Here is a 17,146-nt window from a genome sequence, read left to right as displayed (position 1 = left end):
AAGGCGATTGGGCGGCTTCAGCCGATCGCTGGCAGCAGTGCCGTGAATGTGGCTCCGTGCCCCGGTTCTGACGCCACGCGGATCTCTCCCCCATGGCGGTTTGCGATCGCCTGAGCGATGGCCAGCCCCAGGCCACTACCACCGTTCTGACGCGAGCGATCCGGTTGCAGGCGTGTGAAGCGCTCAAAGATCCGCTGTTGATCCTCCAGCGAGATGCCGGGGCCTTGATCGCGAACGCTCAAAGCCAACCAGCGGCCCTGAGTTTCCAGGCGCACTTCCACCGTTCCACCACAGGGTGAGTGCTGCAGCGCATTGCTGATCAGATTGATCAGAAGCCGGCTCAGTTCCCGCTCGTTTCCGCGCAGCGTGGTGGTCTCTGCTTCCAGCGCCATCGACAAGGTCTGCTCCGATGCCACCGCGATCTCGGACCAGTCCTCCACAACATCCGCTGTGATCTCAGCCAGGTCGCAGCGCTGCATCGGCGTCTTGGCGCCGGGCCGCTCCAGGCTGGCCAACAGCAACAGATCGGCGATCAGCTGCTGCAGCCGTTGGCCCTGAGCCAGAACCCGCTCGATTCCAGGTTGGGCACGTTGAGCCTCAGCAACAGCAAGCAAGTTGGCCAGGGGCGTGCGCAGCTCATGGGCCACATCCGCGCTGAATTGCTCCTGGCGCTGGTAGGCCTCGATCAACGGTGCCATCGCCAGGCCGGCCAGCCACCAGCTCGCCAGCGCGATCACCACCAACGCCAGCACAAACACGCCGTGGCCGAGCCACCACAGGCGCTGTGCCTCCGCCTCCAGGCCAGCGAGGCTGCGGCTGAGGCGCAAGCTGCCCCAGTCCTGTTCCTGATCGCCGTGAGAGCGGTGCAGCACAACGCTGGTGGTGAGCATCAGCGAACCGGGGGTTGGCTCCCGAGATGGTGGGGATGTGGCCACAACCTCTCCCTCACCGTTGAGGATCTGCAGCTGAAACCGTTCCGGATCGGTGACGCCGAGCGCATGGCGCTCGATCAGGGTTGTGGGCGCAGGGCAGGGGCGATCCGCCAGGCAAAGCCCAGGCAGCACCGTGGCCAGTGAGGCAGGTCCTGCCGAAGGCGGCGGGAGCACGGGCTTGAGACTGTCGTGCAGGGTGCCGGCCAGGTTGACCAGCTCGCTCTGCAGGGCCTGTTCCTGGGCCTGCAGCAACAGCCGGCCCATCGAGAATCCCGCTGCATAGAGGATGCTCCCCATCACGAGCAGGGAGAGGCCCGCCAGCCGCAGGCGTGCACGCCGGATCAAGTTGTGCTCAAGCCCTGCCATCAGCTCGGCTGCGAGGCGCTGCCCGTGGCGTCTGCATCAAAGCGATAGCCGCGGGAGGGCACCGTGGTGATCGGCGACGGCAGACCGTGATCGGCGAGCTTGCGGCGCAACAGCCGCACCTGCGCCGCCACCACATTGCTCACCGGGTCCTGATGCAGGTCCCAGAGCTGGTTGCGCAGGCGAGACCCGCTGAGGATGTCTCCGGAGTGCTCCATGAAATACGTGAGCAGCTGCAATTCCTTGGCCGAGAGCGGCACACGCACCGCGCCAGTTGGCGCCTGCACCGTCAGCTCGCTGCGGGAGGGATCCAGGCTGTAGCTGCCAACCTGCAGCTGCGGCTCGCGGTAGCCCGGATGGCGGCGCTGCAAGGCGCGCACCCGGGCGAGCAGTTCCTCCATGGCGAACGGCTTGCTCAGGTAGTCGTCCGCACCCGCATCGAGTCCTTCCACCCGGTCGGCGGTGCCATCGCGGGCCGTCAACAACAACACCGGCACGGTGAAGCCTGCGGCGCGCAGGCGCCGGCAGAGCTCAACACCACTGAGCTGCGGCACCATCCAGTCCACAAGCGCCAGCTCGTAGCGCGCCAGATCACCACTGAGCAAGGTCCAGGCGGAGAGGCCATCGCTGCAGTGGTCCACCACATGGCCCTGCTGCTCCAGAACGGCGACCAGGGATTCAGCCAGATCCGGCTCGTCTTCCACCAGCAGGATCCGCAAGGGCATGGCGTGCGGTTCAGATCGCCAAAAGGCTAGGTGGGGCAGCGGATTTCATCTGTTTTTCATCGCGCCTGCGCCATCCTCCGCGCAGTGTTGTTCTGTCCAGCCTTGATCCACCGCATTGTTCAAGGGAGTGCCTCCGCTCTGGTCGCCTCCGCGGCGTTGCTGCTGACGGCCCCGGCCTGGTCCCACGTGGGCCATGGGGATGAATTTCAGCAGCAAGGGGATGTGCGCCAGGTGAAGGCGAACACCGAAACCGATGCCCTGTTGGGTGTGACGGCCACGCAACCACAACAGGGCCCGGAGGGTCTGAGTGTGCCGACGGCCGCGGTTGTGCAGGCGGATGGCAAACCATTGGTGTTCGTGAAAACGGCCACCACCTACGACCCGGTCTTCGTTCAGACCGGTCCCACCCTTGGCGATCAGATCGTGATCACCGAGGGCCTCGATCCCACCGACGACGTGGTGGTGAACGGTGCCCTCTCGCTGTATGCCGAATCGAAAAAAACGCAGCAGGCCGAACCCTCCGCCGCTGAGGCCAGCGCCGATCGCCCAGCTGATCAACCTGAAGGCAACAGCGCTCTGATCGCCGGTGGCGTCGCTGCTGCCCTGGTGGTGGCCGCCGGGGCAACGCTGACCCTGCGCCGCAAGCAGCAGGGCGAATGATCGAAGCGCTGCTCAACACCACCCTGCGCTTCTCGATCGCCCGCCGCTGGCTGGTGGTGGTGGCCGCCGTGGTGGTCAGCGTTGCTGGCCTGGGGATGCTCCGCCAGATGCCGCTGGATGTGTTTCCGCCGTTCGCCCCACCGCAGGTGGATGTGCAGATCACAGCCGATGGCCTGTCGCCGGAGGAGGTGGAAACGCGCATCACCCTGCCGGTGGAATCGGCGCTGAATGGCATCGCCGGCGTGGAGACCGTGCGCTCCTCCTCCAAGGCGGGGCTCTCGATGGTGCAGGTGGTGTTCAACCAGAACGCCGACATCTATCGGGCCCGCCAATCGGTGTCCGAGCGGATGCAGCAGGTGGAGACCCAGTTGCCGGCCAATGCCGCAGCGCCGGAGATCTCACCGCTGGTATCGCCCCTGGGCACGATTCTTCAGGTCGCCTTCACAGTGGAACCCGGCGGCACCACGTCGCTGATGGATCTGCAACAGCTGGTGCTGCGCTCCTATCGCAACCCGATCCTGGCGGTGCCTGGGGTGGCGCAGATCACTGTCTATGGCGGGGAAGAAGCGCAGTATCAGGTGCTCCTCGATCCGCAGGAACTGCAGGTGAAAGGGGTCAGCCTCAAAGCTGTGATGCAGGGGGTCTCTGCGGCGATGTCCACCAGCCCGGGAGGCTTCCTCGTAGCTGGCGGCCAGGAGCGCCTGATCCGGCCGCTGGCTCAGATCCAGCAGACGAGCGATCTGGCGGATGTAGCGGTGACCGATCAGCAGGGCCGGCCTGTGCTGCTCTCCACCCTGGCGGAGGTGCAGCGGGGGCCTGCCTTGAAACGGGGCGACGCCAGCTTCAACGGTCAACCGGCGGTGGTGCTGATGGTGATCAAGCAGCCGGATGTGGATACGCCCACGGTCACCCGTGCGGTGGAGCAGCGCATCGCTGAGCTCAATCGCACCCTGCCGACGGATGTGCGGGTGAAGCGCACCTTCAGGCAGAGCAATTTCATCGACACTGCGCTGCGCAATGTGAGCGAATCGCTGTTGCTCGGGATTGTGATCGTGTCCCTGGTGATCGTGGCCTTTCTGATGAACTGGCGCGCAGCCGTGATCACCCTCAGCGCCATTCCCCTGTCGCTGTTGGTTGGCCTGATGTTGATGAAGGCCTTTGGCCTTGGCCTCAACACCATGACCCTGGGCGGTTTGGTGGTGGCGATCGGCTCGGTGGTCGACGACTCGATCGTCGACATGGAGAACTGCTACCGCGGTCTGCGCCGCAATCAGAGCAGTCCCACACCACGGTCGCCGCTGCAGGTGGTGTTCGACACCTCGGTGGAGGTGCGTCAGCCGGTGCTGTTCTCCACCCTGATTATCGCGGTGGTGTTTGCCCCGATCTTTTCGCTCACGGGGGTGGAGGGCCGCATCTTTGCGCCGATGGGCCTGGCCTATCTCTTCTCGATCGGCGCGTCCACCCTGGTGGCGGTGACGCTCTCGCCGGCTCTCTGCGCCATTTTGCTCGCGCCGGTGCAGCTGCCGCCCGAAAACACCTGGATCGCCAACCGCTGCGAACGGATCTATCGGCCCTGGCTGGCGATGGCGCTGGCGCAACCGCAGCGGCTGCTCGCGATCGCCCTGAGCCTGGTGGTGGGCACCGCGCTGATCCTGCCCAGCCTGGGCCGGGTGTTCCTGCCGGAGTTCCGCGAGCAGTCGCTGGTGAATTCGATGGTGCTCTATCCAGGTGTGTCGCTGGAGATGACCAATCGCGCCGGCCTGGCGCTGACGCGCTCGCTGCAGGACAGTCCGCTGGTGGAGTGGGTGCAGCTGCGCACCGGCCGTGCTCCCGGCGATGCCGACGGAGCCGGGGTGAACCTGGCCCACGTGGATGTGGAGCTGAGCGCCAGGGCCATGGACAACAGGCCCGCCGCGCTTGCGGAATTGCGCAAGGCCTTCCTGAAGATTCCCGGTGTGGCCCCGAACATCGGTGGCTTCATCTCGCACCGCATGGATGAGGTGCTCTCCGGTGTGCGCAGCGCCATCGCCATCAAGATCTATGGCACCGATCTGGCGGAGTTGCGGCGCCTCGGCGAAGCCGTGGTGAAGGTGGTGGAGCCGATTGAGGGGGTAGTGGATCTGCAGCTTGAGCCCCAACTGCCCATCCCCCAGATTCAGATCCACTACGACCGCCCCCTGGCGGCCGCCCTCGGACTGAGCATCGAGGATCTGGCCCAGGCCGTGGAGATCGCCCTCAACGGCAAGGTGGCGGGCCATGTTGTGGAAGCCGGCGTGCGCAGCGATGTGCTCGTGCAGCTCAATGCCGCCAGCCGCAGCAGTCTCGACGCCATCCGGGCCCTGCCGGTGGCCTTCTCCAATGGCATGACCGTGCCCCTCGGCAGCGTGGCCTGGGTGGAGGAGGGTCTCGGCAACAACATCGTCAACCGGGAAGATGTCTCCCGCCTGATCGTTGTCTCCGCCAACGTGAGCGGCCGCGCTCTCGGTTCGGTGGTGCGGGACATCCAGCGGGTCGTGGCACGCGAGGTTCGCCTACCGCAGGGCTATGCGATCCGCTACGGAGGTCAATTCGAATCAGAAGAACGTGCCACAGGCAGCCTGGTGCTCTACAGCCTGGTGGCGGTGGTGGTGATCATGTTGTTGATGATCACGGCCGTGAAATCAGTGCCCGCCACTGTCGCGATCATGCTCAATCTGCCGCTGGCGCTGGTGGGTGGTGTGGTGGCGGTGTTGCTCAGCGGTGCGGTGTTGTCGGTGGCGTCGTTGATCGGCTTCATCACGTTGTTCGGTGTGGCCGTGCGCAATGGATTGCTGCTGGTGGACAACTACAACCGCCGCCATGCCGCTGGCCAGCCTCTGCACACCGTGATTGAGGAGGGAAGCCTGGAGCGCCTGAACGCCATCTTGATGACGGCGCTGTCCTCGGCCCTGGGAACGCTGCCTCTGGCTGTGGCCTTTGGCGCCGGCAGTGAAATCCTCCAGCCGCTGGCGGTGGTGGTGCTCGGCGGCCTGATCACCTCCACCGCGCTCACCCTGCTGGTGATCCCGGCTCTCTATGCCCGTTTCGGACGCTGGTTGCTCCCCGCAGCGCAACTGTCGTCGCTCTCTGCAGACCTCTGATCCCCCATGACCAACACCCTCGCAAGAACGCTCACCCGGTTCACCGGGAAGCTGGATGCCAGCCCGCAGAAGGCCTGGTGGATCGCCAACCGTGCTGTGGCCTTGCCCTTCGTTTTCGTGGTGGCATTGCTCCTCGCTTTCGGCCTGGGCCGCCACAGCCGATCACCGAACAGCACAACGCCGCAAGCCGATTCGGCTCAGATTTCAGGTGAAAACCGAACCATTCCCCTCACGGAGCAGCAACTCCGCCAGGCGGGCTTGACGCTGATCCGGCCTGAACTGAGCACCACCATCGAGCGGCCGATCACCGGATTCGTGGAGGCCCATGTGGGTGCCCGCGCGCTGGTGGGGATGCCGGTGGCGGGCCAGGTGATGCGTTTGCTCGTGGCCCCGGGACAAAGGGTGCAGGCCGGATCGGTACTGGCCGAGGTGCGTAGCCCGGAGGCGGCAGCCATCCGCGCAGAAGCCGACGGCTCCGCCGCCACAGCGCAATCGCTGGAGCAGCAGTATCAGCGGGCCCTGCCGATGGCACGCCAGGGTGCCCTGGCCTGGCATGAGCTCGAAACACGGCGGATCGCCAGCGTGAAGGCGCGCACTGATGCCCGCTCAGCTCAGGCGAAGGTCAGGGCCATCGGTTCTCCCACCAGCGCTGGTGTGCTTCAGATCCGCAGCCCGATCACCGGCACGGTGGCCGCTCTGGATGCTACCCCAGGATCGGTGTTGCCGGCCGGTAGTGATCTGGCGGAGATCACCGATACCTCGGGCCGTGAACTGCGCTTCATGGTGTCGCCTCTGTTGGCCGCCAACCTGAAGAGCGATCAGGTGCTGCGCGTGAAAGCAGGGAGCCAGGAAATGCGCGCCCGGGTGGTGGCCGTGGCGCCGGATTCCGCCAGCGCCAACCGCGTGATGATCGTGCGCGCCACGCCCGTGGCAGGGGCTTTACCCCCCACCGGAACAGCGGTGACGGCCTTTGCCCTGGTGCCGTCGAGCGAGCAGCAGTTCACCGTGCCCCGTCAAGCGGTGCAACTGCTGAACGGTGAGCCGGTGGTCTACCGCTATCAGCGCGGCTCCGCCGAGCCGGTGCGGGTGGTACTCGGGCCAGCCCGATCGGATCAATTGGAGATTGTGCAGGGGTTACAGGGCGGTGAGCAGATCCTCAGTGGCAACACGGCTGTGTTGCTCCAGGGAGATGCGCCTGCACGCTGATCCGCAGGCGCGAGGCCAGTGGGCCGGACTGATCGCTGCCGTGCTGTTCGGTTGCAGTGCTCCTGTGATCAGCACGCTCACGCACGCAGGCTCGGCCCTCAGCCTGGCTGGGCTGCTCTATGGCGGTGCGGCCCTGGTGCTTTGGCCGCTGCGCTTGGTGCAGCCAGCGGCGACGCAGGAAGCCCCGGTGCAACCGAGCGACTGGAAGGCTCTGGTGGCGTTGACGCTGCTCGGCGGAGTGATCGGCCCTCTGGCCCTGGTGCATGGCCTGGCTCTGTTGCCCGCCGCCTCCAGTTCACTCCTGCTCAATCTGGAAACGGTGTTCACCTTGTTGATTGCCGTAGTGATCGGCAAGGAACATCTGGGTCGGCGTGGCCTGCTTGCCGCTGCGCTCACCCTCGCCGGCGCCGCCCTGCTCTCAGGCGGATCGCTGGCAGGAAGCACCTGGCCAGGCACGGCGTTGATCGCTCTGGCCACCCTGGCCTGGGGCATCGACAACAACATCAGCCAGCGGCTGTCGCTCCGGGACCCATTGCAGATCGCCAGCTTCAAAGCGATCGGAGCCGCCCTGCCGATGCTTGCGCTTGCGTGGGCTCTGGAGGAGCGCTTTCCATCGCCTGCCCAGATGGCTCTGGTGCTGCTGATTGGAGCGCTGGGCTATGGCCTCTCGATCTGGCTGGATCTGTTGGCACTGCGTGCCCTTGGTGCTGCCCGTGAAGCCGTGATCTTTGCCACGGCACCCTTCGTTGGAGCGCTCTTCTCTGTGGTGGTGTTGCGTGATGCACTCACCCTGCCATTGGCGATGGCTGCAGGACTGATGGTCGCCGGTGTGGTTCTACTGCTCAGGGACGAGCACAGCCACAGGCATCACCACGCGGCGCAGCGCCATCACCATCGCCACCGCCATGACCCGAGCGACCCAGATCCCCATCACAACCACGCCCATCCTTCCGACGCTCAACTGGCTTATCCAGGCGATCGGCCCTATTGGCATGCCCATGAACATGAGCACGAGGAGCTTGAGCACAAGCATCCCCATGTGAGCGACGCGCACCACCGTCACAGACACCAGTGAACACGCTCCTCTGGTTCCTGAAGTGGTGATTGGCGACGACTGTATGATCGGTTGATATGAAACCAAGCCTGCCTGAATCACTGAATGGTGATGCGGGAAGGTCTTGAGAGATCAGGCCAGGGTCAATCAAAAACCCCCGAGCAAAGCCCGAGGGTCATTGGCTATTCACGTCAAATGAAGCGTTTGGTCTGGATCGAAGCTGCTGGCGTTGGCGCCTGGGGCCGAACGTTCCAGGTGCGGGCTGTTTGATCTCCTGGGGCACCTATGGCGGTGCAAACGGAGTGTCGATCAGTCAGGCGCACAGGTTGAGGCGGCTGTTGATACCATTCCTCCTCATGCCCGGCTGAACGACCCGCCCACGGTTGGGTGAAGACTGTTGGAGCAGGGGCCTGCAGTCAGCGTGCTTCTGGCTGGTAGCGGGGTGGCGTGTCGTCCATGCGGGCGCCTCCTTGGTTGATGGACACAGAATCGCGCCGCCCATGGCGCTGGGCAATCGGGATTTAGACGCATTGCCTCTGGCGCTGAGCGGGATCAATGTGGATTGTTTGCCGACGCATCGGGTCCACTCTGAACTGAACGGACCTCTGCCAGGAGCCGCAGCGCATCCGTGCCACGCGCGTGGCAGCCCTGGTGAACCCGATCACGTACCACCCACTGCTTCTAGCCTGATCAGCCATCGGTGGATGCGGTGATGCGAATCGGCGAGCTCGCCAGTGCGACCGGCGTTGCTGTTGAAACCCTGCGCTTTTACGAACAGGAACAGCTGCTCACCCCGCCCCGGCGCAGTCGCGCCAATTACCGCCTCTACACCGAGGATCACCTGGAGCAGGTGCGCTTCATCCGCCACTGCCGCAGCCTCGACATCGGCATCGACGAGATCCGACGTCTCTTGTCACTTCGGAGCCATCCCAACCAGAGCTGCCTTGCCGTGAACCGGCTGCTGGACGAGAAGCTCCTGCAGGTGGACCACCGCCTGCGCGAGTTGCAGGACCTGCAGGCAGAACTGCAACAGTTGCGCTCCTGCTGCACGGCCCCGGCTACCGCCGCTGACTGCGGCATTCTCCAGAGTCTGGAGCAGGCAGCTCAACCTGATCATTGAGCTGTCAGCCCGACTCCACCCTGGCCTTACCTGACTGCGGTGCAGGCACCCCCCTCACTTGAACAGCTCACTCAGGCCCATTGCTGACGCCGCAGCCTCAGGCCATTGGCGATGACGAGCAAGCTGGTGCCCATGTCGGCGAACACGGCCTGCCACATGGTGGCGGTTCCCAGCAGGGTGAGCACCAGGAAGGCGCCCTTGATTCCCAGTGCCAGGGCGATGTTCTGCCAGAGCACGGCCCAGGTGCAGCGCGACAGCCGGATCAGCTCCACGAGGCGCTGCGGATCGTCGTCCATCACCACCACATCGGCGGCCTCCATGGCGGTATCACTGCCGGCGGCGCCCATCGCCACTCCGATCGCGGCACCGGCCAGGGCGGGGGCGTCGTTGATGCCGTCGCCCACCATGCCGGTGGGTGCCTGCGCCTGCAGTTGCGCGATTGCTGCCAGCTTCTGCTCAGGCAACAGCTCACTGCGAACCTGCTCGATCCCCAGCCGATCAGCAATCACGCCGGCGGTGCGCGCGTTGTCGCCGCTGAGCATCACCGGGGTCAGCCCCAGCTGTCTGAGGCCAGTGATGGCGGCTGCTGCCGTGGCCCTGGGTTGATCCGCCACAGCGATCAGAGCCAGAACGCCATGGGCATCCGTCAACAGGCTGACGCTGCGGCCCCGCTGTTCATGGGCCGACATCGCCTGTTCCAGATCCGGGGTGCAGAGCCCCAGTTCGTGGACCCAGCGGTGGTTGGCGAGACGCAGTGTCTGGCCATCAATCTCTCCGCTGACGCCCCGTCCTCCCAAGGCCTTCAGCGCCTCCACCGCCAGCCGCTCGTCATTGAGGGCGGCTGCAATGGCGCGGCTGATCGGGTGGTCAGAGCGCGAAGCCAACGACGCCGCCCATTGCTGTTGCAGCGTGATCGGCACGCGTCCATCGATCACCTGAAAAGCCTCCAGCGTTGGCCGGCCGGTGGTGAGCGTGCCTGTCTTGTCGAAGGCCAGTGTGCGCAGCTGACGCGCCTGCTCCAGATAGAGCCCGCCCTTGATCACAATCCCGCGACGAGCAGCGGCGGTCAGCCCGCTCACCAGGGTGACCGGCGTGGCGATCACCAGGGCGCAGGGGCAGGCGATCACCAGCAGCACCAATGCGCGATACACCGCATCGATCGGTGTGAGACCGAGCAGTGGCGGGGAGAGCAACGCCAGCGCGAGCGCCAGCACAAACACCGCCGGGGTGTAGCGCGCTGCGAAGCGATCCACAAAGCGCTGGATCGGGGCCCGCGATGCCTGGGCTTCCTCCACCGCATGGATGATGCGCGCCAGGGTGCTCTTTGAAGCAGGCGCGGTGACCGTGATCACAAGGCTGCCGTGGGTGTTGACCGTGCCCGCAAAGACCTGATCACCCGCTCCCTTTTCAACCGGCAGGCTCTCGCCGGTGACCGGCGCCTGATTGACGGCGCTGTTTCCAGTGGCCACAACGCCATCGAGAGGAATGCGCTCGCCTGGCTCCACCCGCACCAGCTGGTTGATGACCACCGCGGCAACGCCAACCAAGGCCCATTCGCCTGAGTCCTGCTTGATCCGCGCCTGCTCCGGTGCCAGCTCCATCAGCCGGCTGATCGCCGCTCTGGCCCGATCAGCGGCCTGGGCCTCCAGGGCCTCGGCGATGGCATACAGCGCCATCACCATGGCGGCCTCAGGCCAGTGGCCGATCAGGAAGGCCCCCGTGACAGCCACCGTCATCAGGGCGTTGATGTTGAGCCGCCCCAGGCGCAGGGCCGCCAGGCCCTTGGTGTACACCGGCAGCCCAGCCAGGGGAATGGCTCCCAGTGCCAGGGCGATCTCCAGAGCCTCGTGCAGCCAGGACTGAGGCAACAGCGCATGGATCCCCTCAGCCGCCGCCGCCAGCATCAGTGCGGCGATCAGGCGTGTCCAGGGCACTGAGCCGGTCACCGGAGCAGCGGGGCTTCCTGACTCCAGCACCTGCGGCGGATACCCGAGCCGACGCAGGATCGTTTCGGCCGTGCTCAGAGCGGCCGGCTTGGCCCGGATCGCCAGCGTGCGGGAAGCCAGCTGGAAGCGCAGATCAGCGATGCCGGTCACACCCGCCAACGCCTGGCGGATTTCGTTCTCTTCTGCGGCGCAGTCCATGGCGTTGATGCGCCAGAGCACCTCTCCGGCGCCTGCCCGTGGCGGACAAGTCGCCGAGGCGGAGCTGATGCAGCCATCAGCTGGTTGCGCAGCCCGATGGTCAGTGCCGCAGCAGTCGTGGTGACCGTGGTCGCGGTCGTGAACCATCGGGCTGCAGGAGGCGTTCAGTTGCAGCATCAACCCTGGAGTTGCTGCAGGGTCAAGCGAAACCGCCGGAGGCGCCCGTTGGTTCGCCCCAGGGCAGAGCATCTTGACCCTCTAGCTGCTTGAGGGTTTTTGCTGAGGCAGCCACACCCAACGCTGTCGTGACCAGTTCTTTGCTCAGTGAGAGGCTGCGGCAGAAGCAGCCCAGCTCCCCAACGCGTGGCCCCTGGCTGCGGGTGGCGATGGGTGTTTTGGCCACGATCGGCCTGCTCGACACCGCCTCGATCACCCTCAAACGCTGGGGTCTGATCGGCAGCCTCACCTGCCCTGGCGGCAGCGATGGCTGCGACAAGGTGCTCGGCAGTGCCTGGGGCACGCTGTTCGGCCAGCCCCTCTCCCTCTACGGAGCACTGGCCTACGGATTGGCACTGGTTCTGGCACTCGCCCCGCTGGTGCACGGGCATCAAGGTGGCCGGAACCTGAATGAATGGAGTCAACAGCTTCTGCTGCTTCTGTGCACGGCCATGGCTGGTTTCAGCCTGGTGCTCGTGGGTTTGATGCTGTTCACCATCAAGGCGATCTGTGCGTTCTGTGTGCTGTCCGCCGCACTCTGTGGCGCGTTGTTCCTGCTCAGCGTGGTGCTCAACCGTGGAGAAGACCGCGGGACATTGATCTTTCGGGTGGCGATCACCGGTGTTCTGGTGTTTCTGATCGGTCTGGGCTGGGCCTCGCTGGCTGATCAACCTGTTGTCGAGGGTGGCCCCGGTGTCCCGCCGCCGGTCCGGAATGAGAGCACGCCCGCCAAGGTGGCGTTGGCGAAGCACCTCACCGGGATCGGCGCCAAGCTGTATACGGCTTATTGGTGCCCCCATTGCCACGACCAGAAAGAGCTTTTTGGCCAGGCAGCGGTCACTGAACTAACAATCATTGAATGTGCACCAGATGGCCGAAACAACCAGGCTGCTCTGTGCAAGGAGAAAGGGATTGAGGGCTATCCGAGCTGGGAGATCAATGGTGTGATCGACTCCGGCGTCAAACCTCTGGAGCAGCTCGCCAGTCTCAGTGACTATCAGGGTCCACCGGCGTTCTGATTCTGGCGGCATGCTTGCATGGCTCTTGTTGCTCTTCCAGGAGATCAACGGCGAGAGATTGATCCGGGTTTATCGCTCGGTCTTGTGGGCAGGTCAGAGCGGCCAGAATTGACGCCTGTGTTCAGATACCAGCACTGCATCACCCCGGGCTGCGGCCCATGGGTGTGATGAGCCTGGTCGACGAACTGCTGTTATTCCGGTGACGAGGCATCGCCACGTGTTGAACCTGGCGAGCAATAGGGCTGATCCACAAACACTTAGCTCTGCTCAATCAAAAACCCCCAGGCGCAGCCCAGGGGTCATGAGTCAATCAATAGTCCAATGGCTGTCGTTGGTCGAAGCTGCTGGCGTTGGCGCCTGGGGCCGAACGTTCCAGGTGTGGGCTCTTGGTTCTCCTGGGGCACCTATGGCGGTGCAGACGGAGTGTCGACGGTTCAGACGTCCCTCATCCAGTGTCCGAACTGACGACCTGCCCACGGTTGGGTGAAGACTGTTGGAGCAGGAGCCTGCAGTCAGCGTGCTTATGGCTGGTAGCGGGGTGGCGTGTCGTCCATGCGGGCGCCTCCTTGGTTGATGGACACAGAATCGCGCCGCCCATGGCGCTGGGCAATCGGGATTTAGACGCATTGCCTCTGGCGCTGAGCGGGAGCAGGGTGGATGGTTTGTGCTGCAGTCAGCGCCAATGCGGCCATTGCAGCGGCTGCGGCGGCTGCCACTGCGGTTCGCACGGCATCCAGCCCTCCTGCCGCTTCTGCCGCCAGAGCGCCAGGGCCTTGTGGCGCTCGAGCCGCTTTCGCCGTTTGAGCAGTGGTGCCGCCTGTCCCGCCAGCCACTCACCACTGGTGACTTCCAGCTCCTGGTGCGAGCGCTCCCAGATCACGGGCCGGAAATGCAGCACCTGTCGGCCATCGCTCAGCCAGCCCTCAGCCGGAGACGATGGAATCTGCTGGCCCGTCTTATGAACGAACACGCCTCAACCAGCTTCTGGTGCCCAGCCCCGCTGGCGGGCCATGTCGTCGGTCCAACCCTGGCAGCGGTTGATCAGGTGCTCACCCTGGGCAATCAGGCCGTGGTGCAGCCGGCAGGTGAGCAGCGGAATGCACTCCGCACCGGCGTGGTGGCGAAACCAGTGGCAGGTCATGCAGACCTTGCGGCTGCGACTGGAGCGGAGGACGCCCTGATCCAGGTAGGGCCAGGCCTCGGGGTCGTCTGCAGCCCGGGCTGCGCCGCCTGAGCGGCACGTGCCCGAGGGGGATGAAGAGAAGGGAAAACGCGCCATCACAGCCCTGCATGCGTACGCATGTACTAGCAGGGATTGATCCAGTTGTCATTGGCTCTGCGCGCGGCTCCGCTGGCGCTCTCCAAGAAGAAGCCCCGGGCGCCCATGGCCCGGGGCAAGTGGGTCCTACCGGTCTGTGTCTTCTCGCACTGCCTCTCCGTCATGGCTCAACTGCCAGGGGCAGCGCAAGGGGTTCGGAACCCTATGGGGCCTCACGCCGATTTCCTTGGTCGCTTTCTTTCGTTCTCTGCTTCCTCTGATCCCGTCGCTGCTGCCGATGTTCAGCTGCCACGCGCCATCGCGCACAACCGCCGCCACCAGCCCGGTCTCCAACGAAGCCCTGCCGCCCACGACCTTCCAGCAGGAGCACGCCCTCGCCGCCTTTGAGCAGGGCGACTGGCTGGCTGAACTGGATCTCCTACAACTTGGCCAGGCCCTGCAGCGCTCGGCCCTAGCCCGTGGCTCCTACGACGGCCGTGCCTTTGACCTGATGGTCTGCATCGCGGACGTCCTCGAGGCCGATCACGGCTGGTCCATCGAGCAGTCAGAAGCCTGGTTGGTGCGCATGGGGCTCTGGGAGGAATAGTTGAGAAAGAGGCGTAGGTGCTGGCGGCGATCTCCGGCCACCCGGGGTCACCGAACCGCCGCCTCGCTAGCCCGTGCAAAGGCTGCGGCCGTATTACTCGCTGACGCCCAGGGGTAGCTACGAAGATGCACCTCAAGCGAATGGCCCATACTGTGGGCCATCGCACCCGGATCGATCCCGCGGCGGTGGCCACGAAGGCTGTAGGTGTGCCGGAAGCTGTAGGGAACAATCCGGCGGCCGCCCTGCTCACAGGCTGCACGCAGCTGAATCCAGGCTTGCTGTCGATTCAGATAAGTGCCAAAAGAATCACCAGCTCCATTTCCACTACGGAGCGGAGGGAGAACGATGTCGCCCGCCTGCCAGCGCTCGAGAAGCTGCCAGTCAGGAGGTGAGCCTTCACCTCCATCGAGAACCAACGGAAAGACACGGCGCTCAGCGGTGTCGCCGCCACCCGAGCGCTTCTGATAACTGCACCACCAGTAGGGATCGCCAATTGCGTCGTCGATCCTCACGGAGAGGTACAAAAGCTCAATCGGCCGTAGACCGAGCTCCGCCAGTAGCTTTAGGGCATCGATCCAGCGCTGAGCGGCGGAATCGGTGGGCAACTGGGCAAGCAAGTCCAGGATCTGCTGATCAGATGCAAAGGGGTCGCCCTTTTGAGCGCGAGTGACCGTGGCATCACGCCGACCGACGTGACGCTTGAGATCTGCAGGTGGAAGCCAGATCTCTGGAAACTTCTCACGCTGAACACAATGCGAGAGAAACTGCGCGAGGGACTGAGCTCTGATCTGGCGCATCCGACTTCCGGGAGCCCAGTCACGAATGCACGCATCCATGAGATCAGCAGGATTGCCAGGGGGCTTGCGGCCGTTCAGCAGGCTAACCGCCATCGAAACCACTGGCTCATAGGCGTGATTCCAAGTGGCTTCTTTGATGTGGTTGCCATGGTTGCGCTTCTGATCCTGGAAATGAACTGCAGCCTGGCTCCAATTGAGAACAGTGCTCGGTGACTTCCCATCTGCCAAATCCGCGGCGGCACGCAGGGAATGTCCCTCACTCCAATGCACATAGATATTGCGAAGCCGCGTATACGCATCTCCCATGGAGCTCTTCTCCCAGGCGAACGGCAGGGTCACCGTCTCCATCGGCGCCCCAGGAGCTCGGACGACGAGCTTGACCTTGCCCCGATGCTCACGGACAGTCCAGGAGGACGCCAGCGCCGATGCCTCCTCACGAAAGAGCAGCTCCCAGCTTTGGGCCCGCTTCACGACCGGCATCTGACAAGCGGGCTCAAAACGGGCTCAAAACTAGCCGATTTAGACCAGACAGGCCACGACAGACCAAGCCAGAACCTTTGCAAATACTCGACTCACCAATCTGGGCGCCCCAGACCAACCTGCTTTGGGAGCACTAGGTCGCAGGTTCGAATCCTGTCGCCCCGATTCATTCCAGCAGAAGGGCTCTCAGCGATTCTGAGGGTCCTTTTTTGTGGCTGTTTTTGGGTCAATGCGCGCATGATGTGTGCAAAAGCCGGGGAAAAGGACCCGATTCAGCCCCGATCGGGCCCTGATCGGAGGGGGTTGGACAGGAGTCGACCGAGACGACCTGGATCACTGCCAGAACGCCATGAGCGAAGCAACAGCGCGCTCCGCCCACCGGCTGGGGCCCAGTGTCTCGAGCACACGCAGCCAACAAAAAACGCACCGGGCGAAACCGGTGCGTCAACGACTGGCCTGAGAACACTGGGGAGGGAACCAAGTTTCAGACCTCCTCCTCCCAGGGCCCCATCCGCGCGAGCCAGCCATCGGACTGCTCAAAACTCCAACCGTGCTCCGCCTCAAGAACGTCAGCGATAGCGAGCATCAGATCAAAGGAGCGACCGGCGTAACCGCCGTGACTGATGGCGGTGTGCTGGACCCGAGCCGCAGCAGCAAGGTCTGCTTGACCTGCCACTGGTTTCGCCACCACGCCGGTGCCGAGTGCAGCCCTGGGCGAGCAGCTGATTCGGCGCTGCCTAACTGGGCCGATGACAGGTGCGCCAAAGAGGCTGGGCGCCTGAAGAGGACTGAGGGGTGTTCGACAAACAGAAGGGCCAGCGGATTCCATCGGCTCCAGCTGAGGACTGGTTCAGTGATGGTCGGCGGGTGCTGCACATCAAGCCGTTGATTTGGAATCAGTGACAGCAGGAGCTGGAGATCACCAGCGGGAGCTGTTGCCCGCTCAGCCGGTGCCATTGCAACAGCGGCGTGCGCGGCACAACCGCGAGCGAGCAGTTGAGGCATGGCGTCAGCACTTGACGGAGGGGTGGAAGCCCTGCGGTCCTCAACGGCAGCCACCGCAAGCTTTGCAGTTGCGCGTATGGCACCGATCAAGTGCAACGCAGTGACGGCCTGCCGACCGGCGGCTGACGATCGACACCGTGGGCATCGTCCAAGCCTGAACGTCAGGAAACTCATAGAGCGCCATTCATGCTGGAGCTTGGTCTGACCACGTAGACCCAGCCCAAGCCGGAGGCACAAGCCAAAGCCCAGCTTGCTCCCGCTCGGACGCCAAGGCAATCCGTGTAAACGCCGATTGCCTGGCGCAGCAGACGGAGCGATTCTGAATGCATCACCCAAGGAGGCGCCCGAATGGACGACACGCCACCCCGCTACCAGCCAGAAGCACGCTGACCGCAGGCCCCTGCTCCAACAGTCTTCACCCAACCGTGGGCGGGTCGTCAG

15 protein-coding genes are annotated in these 17,146 nt (G+C 64.5%); 8 read left to right on the top strand and 7 right to left on the bottom strand.

All coding sequences use genetic code 11. The features are described from left to right. Positions 1–17: 17 nt before the first annotated feature. Both KJJ24_RS01680 and rppA read right to left on the bottom strand, forming a co-directional pair. Entirely contained in the window at positions 18–1,298 is a 1,281-nt protein-coding gene (locus KJJ24_RS01680; RefSeq protein ID WP_130128808.1) for a cell wall metabolism sensor histidine kinase WalK, read from the bottom strand. Then, a complete protein-coding gene (gene rppA, locus KJJ24_RS01675) occupies positions 1,298–2,014 on the bottom strand; it encodes a two-component system response regulator RppA (RefSeq protein ID WP_165381008.1) in 717 nt (238 codons plus the stop codon). The genes KJJ24_RS01680 and rppA overlap by 1 nt, the downstream gene beginning before the upstream one ends. Before the next feature lie 108 nt (positions 2,015–2,122). Here rppA and KJJ24_RS01670 point away from each other — a divergent pair, with 108 nt between their 5' ends. From KJJ24_RS01670 to cadR, 5 genes are all read left to right on the top strand, one after another. Then, positions 2,123–2,680 carry an efflux RND transporter periplasmic adaptor subunit gene (locus KJJ24_RS01670; protein ID WP_250544854.1) on the top strand — a complete coding sequence of 186 codons (558 nt, stop codon included), beginning with the start codon at positions 2,123–2,125 and terminating at the stop codon, positions 2,678–2,680. Then, complete coding sequence (locus tag KJJ24_RS01665; RefSeq protein WP_130128806.1) at positions 2,677–5,799, top strand: efflux RND transporter permease subunit; 3,123 nt, start codon at positions 2,677–2,679, stop codon at positions 5,797–5,799. Before KJJ24_RS01670 ends, KJJ24_RS01665 begins: the two co-directional genes overlap by 4 nt. 6 nt (positions 5,800–5,805) lie before the next feature. Continuing rightward, positions 5,806–7,005 carry an efflux RND transporter periplasmic adaptor subunit gene (locus KJJ24_RS01660; RefSeq protein WP_130128805.1) on the top strand — a complete coding sequence of 400 codons (1,200 nt, stop codon included), beginning with the start codon at positions 5,806–5,808 and terminating at the stop codon, positions 7,003–7,005. Continuing rightward, positions 6,989–8,080: a DMT family transporter gene (locus tag KJJ24_RS01655; protein WP_130128804.1), complete on the top strand. Its 1,092-nt coding sequence runs from the start codon at positions 6,989–6,991 to the stop codon at positions 8,078–8,080. Before KJJ24_RS01660 ends, KJJ24_RS01655 begins: the two co-directional genes overlap by 17 nt. A 691-nt stretch (positions 8,081–8,771) precedes the next feature. After that, entirely contained in the window at positions 8,772–9,179 is a 408-nt protein-coding gene (gene cadR, locus KJJ24_RS01650; protein WP_130130350.1) for a Cd(II)/Pb(II)-responsive transcriptional regulator, read from the top strand. Between the two features lie 71 nt (positions 9,180–9,250). Here cadR and KJJ24_RS01645 read toward each other — a convergent pair whose 3' ends face one another. Continuing rightward, positions 9,251–11,500 (bottom strand): cation-translocating P-type ATPase, encoded by a 2,250-nt coding sequence (locus KJJ24_RS01645; protein WP_250544853.1) that lies wholly within the window; start codon positions 11,498–11,500, stop codon positions 9,251–9,253. 128 nt (positions 11,501–11,628) lie between these two features. On the opposite strand from KJJ24_RS01645, the gene KJJ24_RS01640 reads away from it, so the two are divergent. Next, positions 11,629–12,558, top strand: coding sequence for a vitamin K epoxide reductase family protein (locus KJJ24_RS01640; RefSeq protein WP_250544852.1), 930 nt, complete (start codon positions 11,629–11,631; stop codon positions 12,556–12,558). Positions 12,559–13,231: 673 nt separating this feature from the next. Here KJJ24_RS01640 and KJJ24_RS01635 read toward each other — a convergent pair. Next, entirely contained in the window at positions 13,232–13,528 is a 297-nt protein-coding gene (locus KJJ24_RS01635; RefSeq protein ID WP_130128803.1) for a DUF1651 domain-containing protein, read from the bottom strand. A 3-nt stretch (positions 13,529–13,531) separates the two neighbouring features. Further along, complete coding sequence (locus KJJ24_RS01630; protein WP_214340391.1) at positions 13,532–13,837, bottom strand: galactose oxidase; 306 nt, start codon at positions 13,835–13,837, stop codon at positions 13,532–13,534. A gap of 277 nt (positions 13,838–14,114) precedes the next feature. On the opposite strand from KJJ24_RS01630, the gene KJJ24_RS01625 reads away from it, so the two are divergent. Then, entirely contained in the window at positions 14,115–14,423 is a 309-nt protein-coding gene (locus KJJ24_RS01625) for a hypothetical protein (protein WP_250544851.1), read from the top strand. Positions 14,424–14,470: 47 nt separating this feature from the next. Here the strand turns inward: KJJ24_RS01625 and KJJ24_RS01620 are convergent, their stop codons facing one another. Further along, positions 14,471–15,568: a site-specific integrase gene (locus KJJ24_RS01620; protein WP_250544850.1), complete on the bottom strand. Its 1,098-nt coding sequence runs from the start codon at positions 15,566–15,568 to the stop codon at positions 14,471–14,473. 616 nt (positions 15,569–16,184) lie between these two features. After that, the gene (locus KJJ24_RS01615) at positions 16,185–16,391 is read right to left on the bottom strand and encodes a hypothetical protein (protein ID WP_214343806.1); all 207 of its coding nucleotides are present in this window, start codon (positions 16,389–16,391) and stop codon (positions 16,185–16,187) included. A gap of 208 nt (positions 16,392–16,599) precedes the next feature. Between KJJ24_RS01615 and KJJ24_RS15105 the strand changes: the two genes are divergently transcribed. Next, on the top strand, positions 16,600–16,809 hold the full coding sequence (locus tag KJJ24_RS15105; RefSeq protein ID WP_214340378.1) for a DUF1651 domain-containing protein: 210 nt from the start codon (positions 16,600–16,602) through the stop codon (positions 16,807–16,809). Positions 16,810–17,146: the final 337 nt, after the last annotated feature.

It is taken from the genome of Synechococcus sp. LA31, assembly GCF_018502385.1.
In the GTDB taxonomy this organism is placed as follows: domain Bacteria; phylum Cyanobacteriota; class Cyanobacteriia; order PCC-6307; family Cyanobiaceae; genus Vulcanococcus.
Note: the sequence above shows the minus strand (reverse complement) of the source record. Positions and strands in the feature narration are given on the sequence as shown.

Excerpts from the sequence above, each read along its gene's own strand:
- cadR (WP_130130350.1), top strand. The coding sequence starts at position 8,772 with ATGCGAATCGGCGAGCTCGCCAGTGCGACCGGCGTTGCTGTTGAAACC.
- KJJ24_RS01630 (WP_214340391.1), bottom strand. The coding sequence starts at position 13,837 with ATGGCGCGTTTTCCCTTCTCTTCATCCCCCTCGGGCACGTGCCGCTCA.
- KJJ24_RS01680 (WP_130128808.1), bottom strand. The coding sequence starts at position 1,298 with ATGGCAGGGCTTGAGCACAACTTGATCCGGCGTGCACGCCTGCGGCTG.
- KJJ24_RS01660 (WP_130128805.1), top strand. The coding sequence starts at position 5,806 with ATGACCAACACCCTCGCAAGAACGCTCACCCGGTTCACCGGGAAGCTG.
- KJJ24_RS01655 (WP_130128804.1), top strand. The coding sequence starts at position 6,989 with ATGCGCCTGCACGCTGATCCGCAGGCGCGAGGCCAGTGGGCCGGACTG.
- KJJ24_RS01620 (WP_250544850.1), bottom strand. The coding sequence starts at position 15,568 with ATGGAGACGGTGACCCTGCCGTTCGCCTGGGAGAAGAGCTCCATGGGA.
- KJJ24_RS01645 (WP_250544853.1), bottom strand. The coding sequence starts at position 11,500 with ATGCTGCAACTGAACGCCTCCTGCAGCCCGATGGTTCACGACCGCGAC.
- KJJ24_RS01625 (WP_250544851.1), top strand. The coding sequence starts at position 14,115 with ATGTTCAGCTGCCACGCGCCATCGCGCACAACCGCCGCCACCAGCCCG.
- KJJ24_RS01665 (WP_130128806.1), top strand. The coding sequence starts at position 2,677 with ATGATCGAAGCGCTGCTCAACACCACCCTGCGCTTCTCGATCGCCCGC.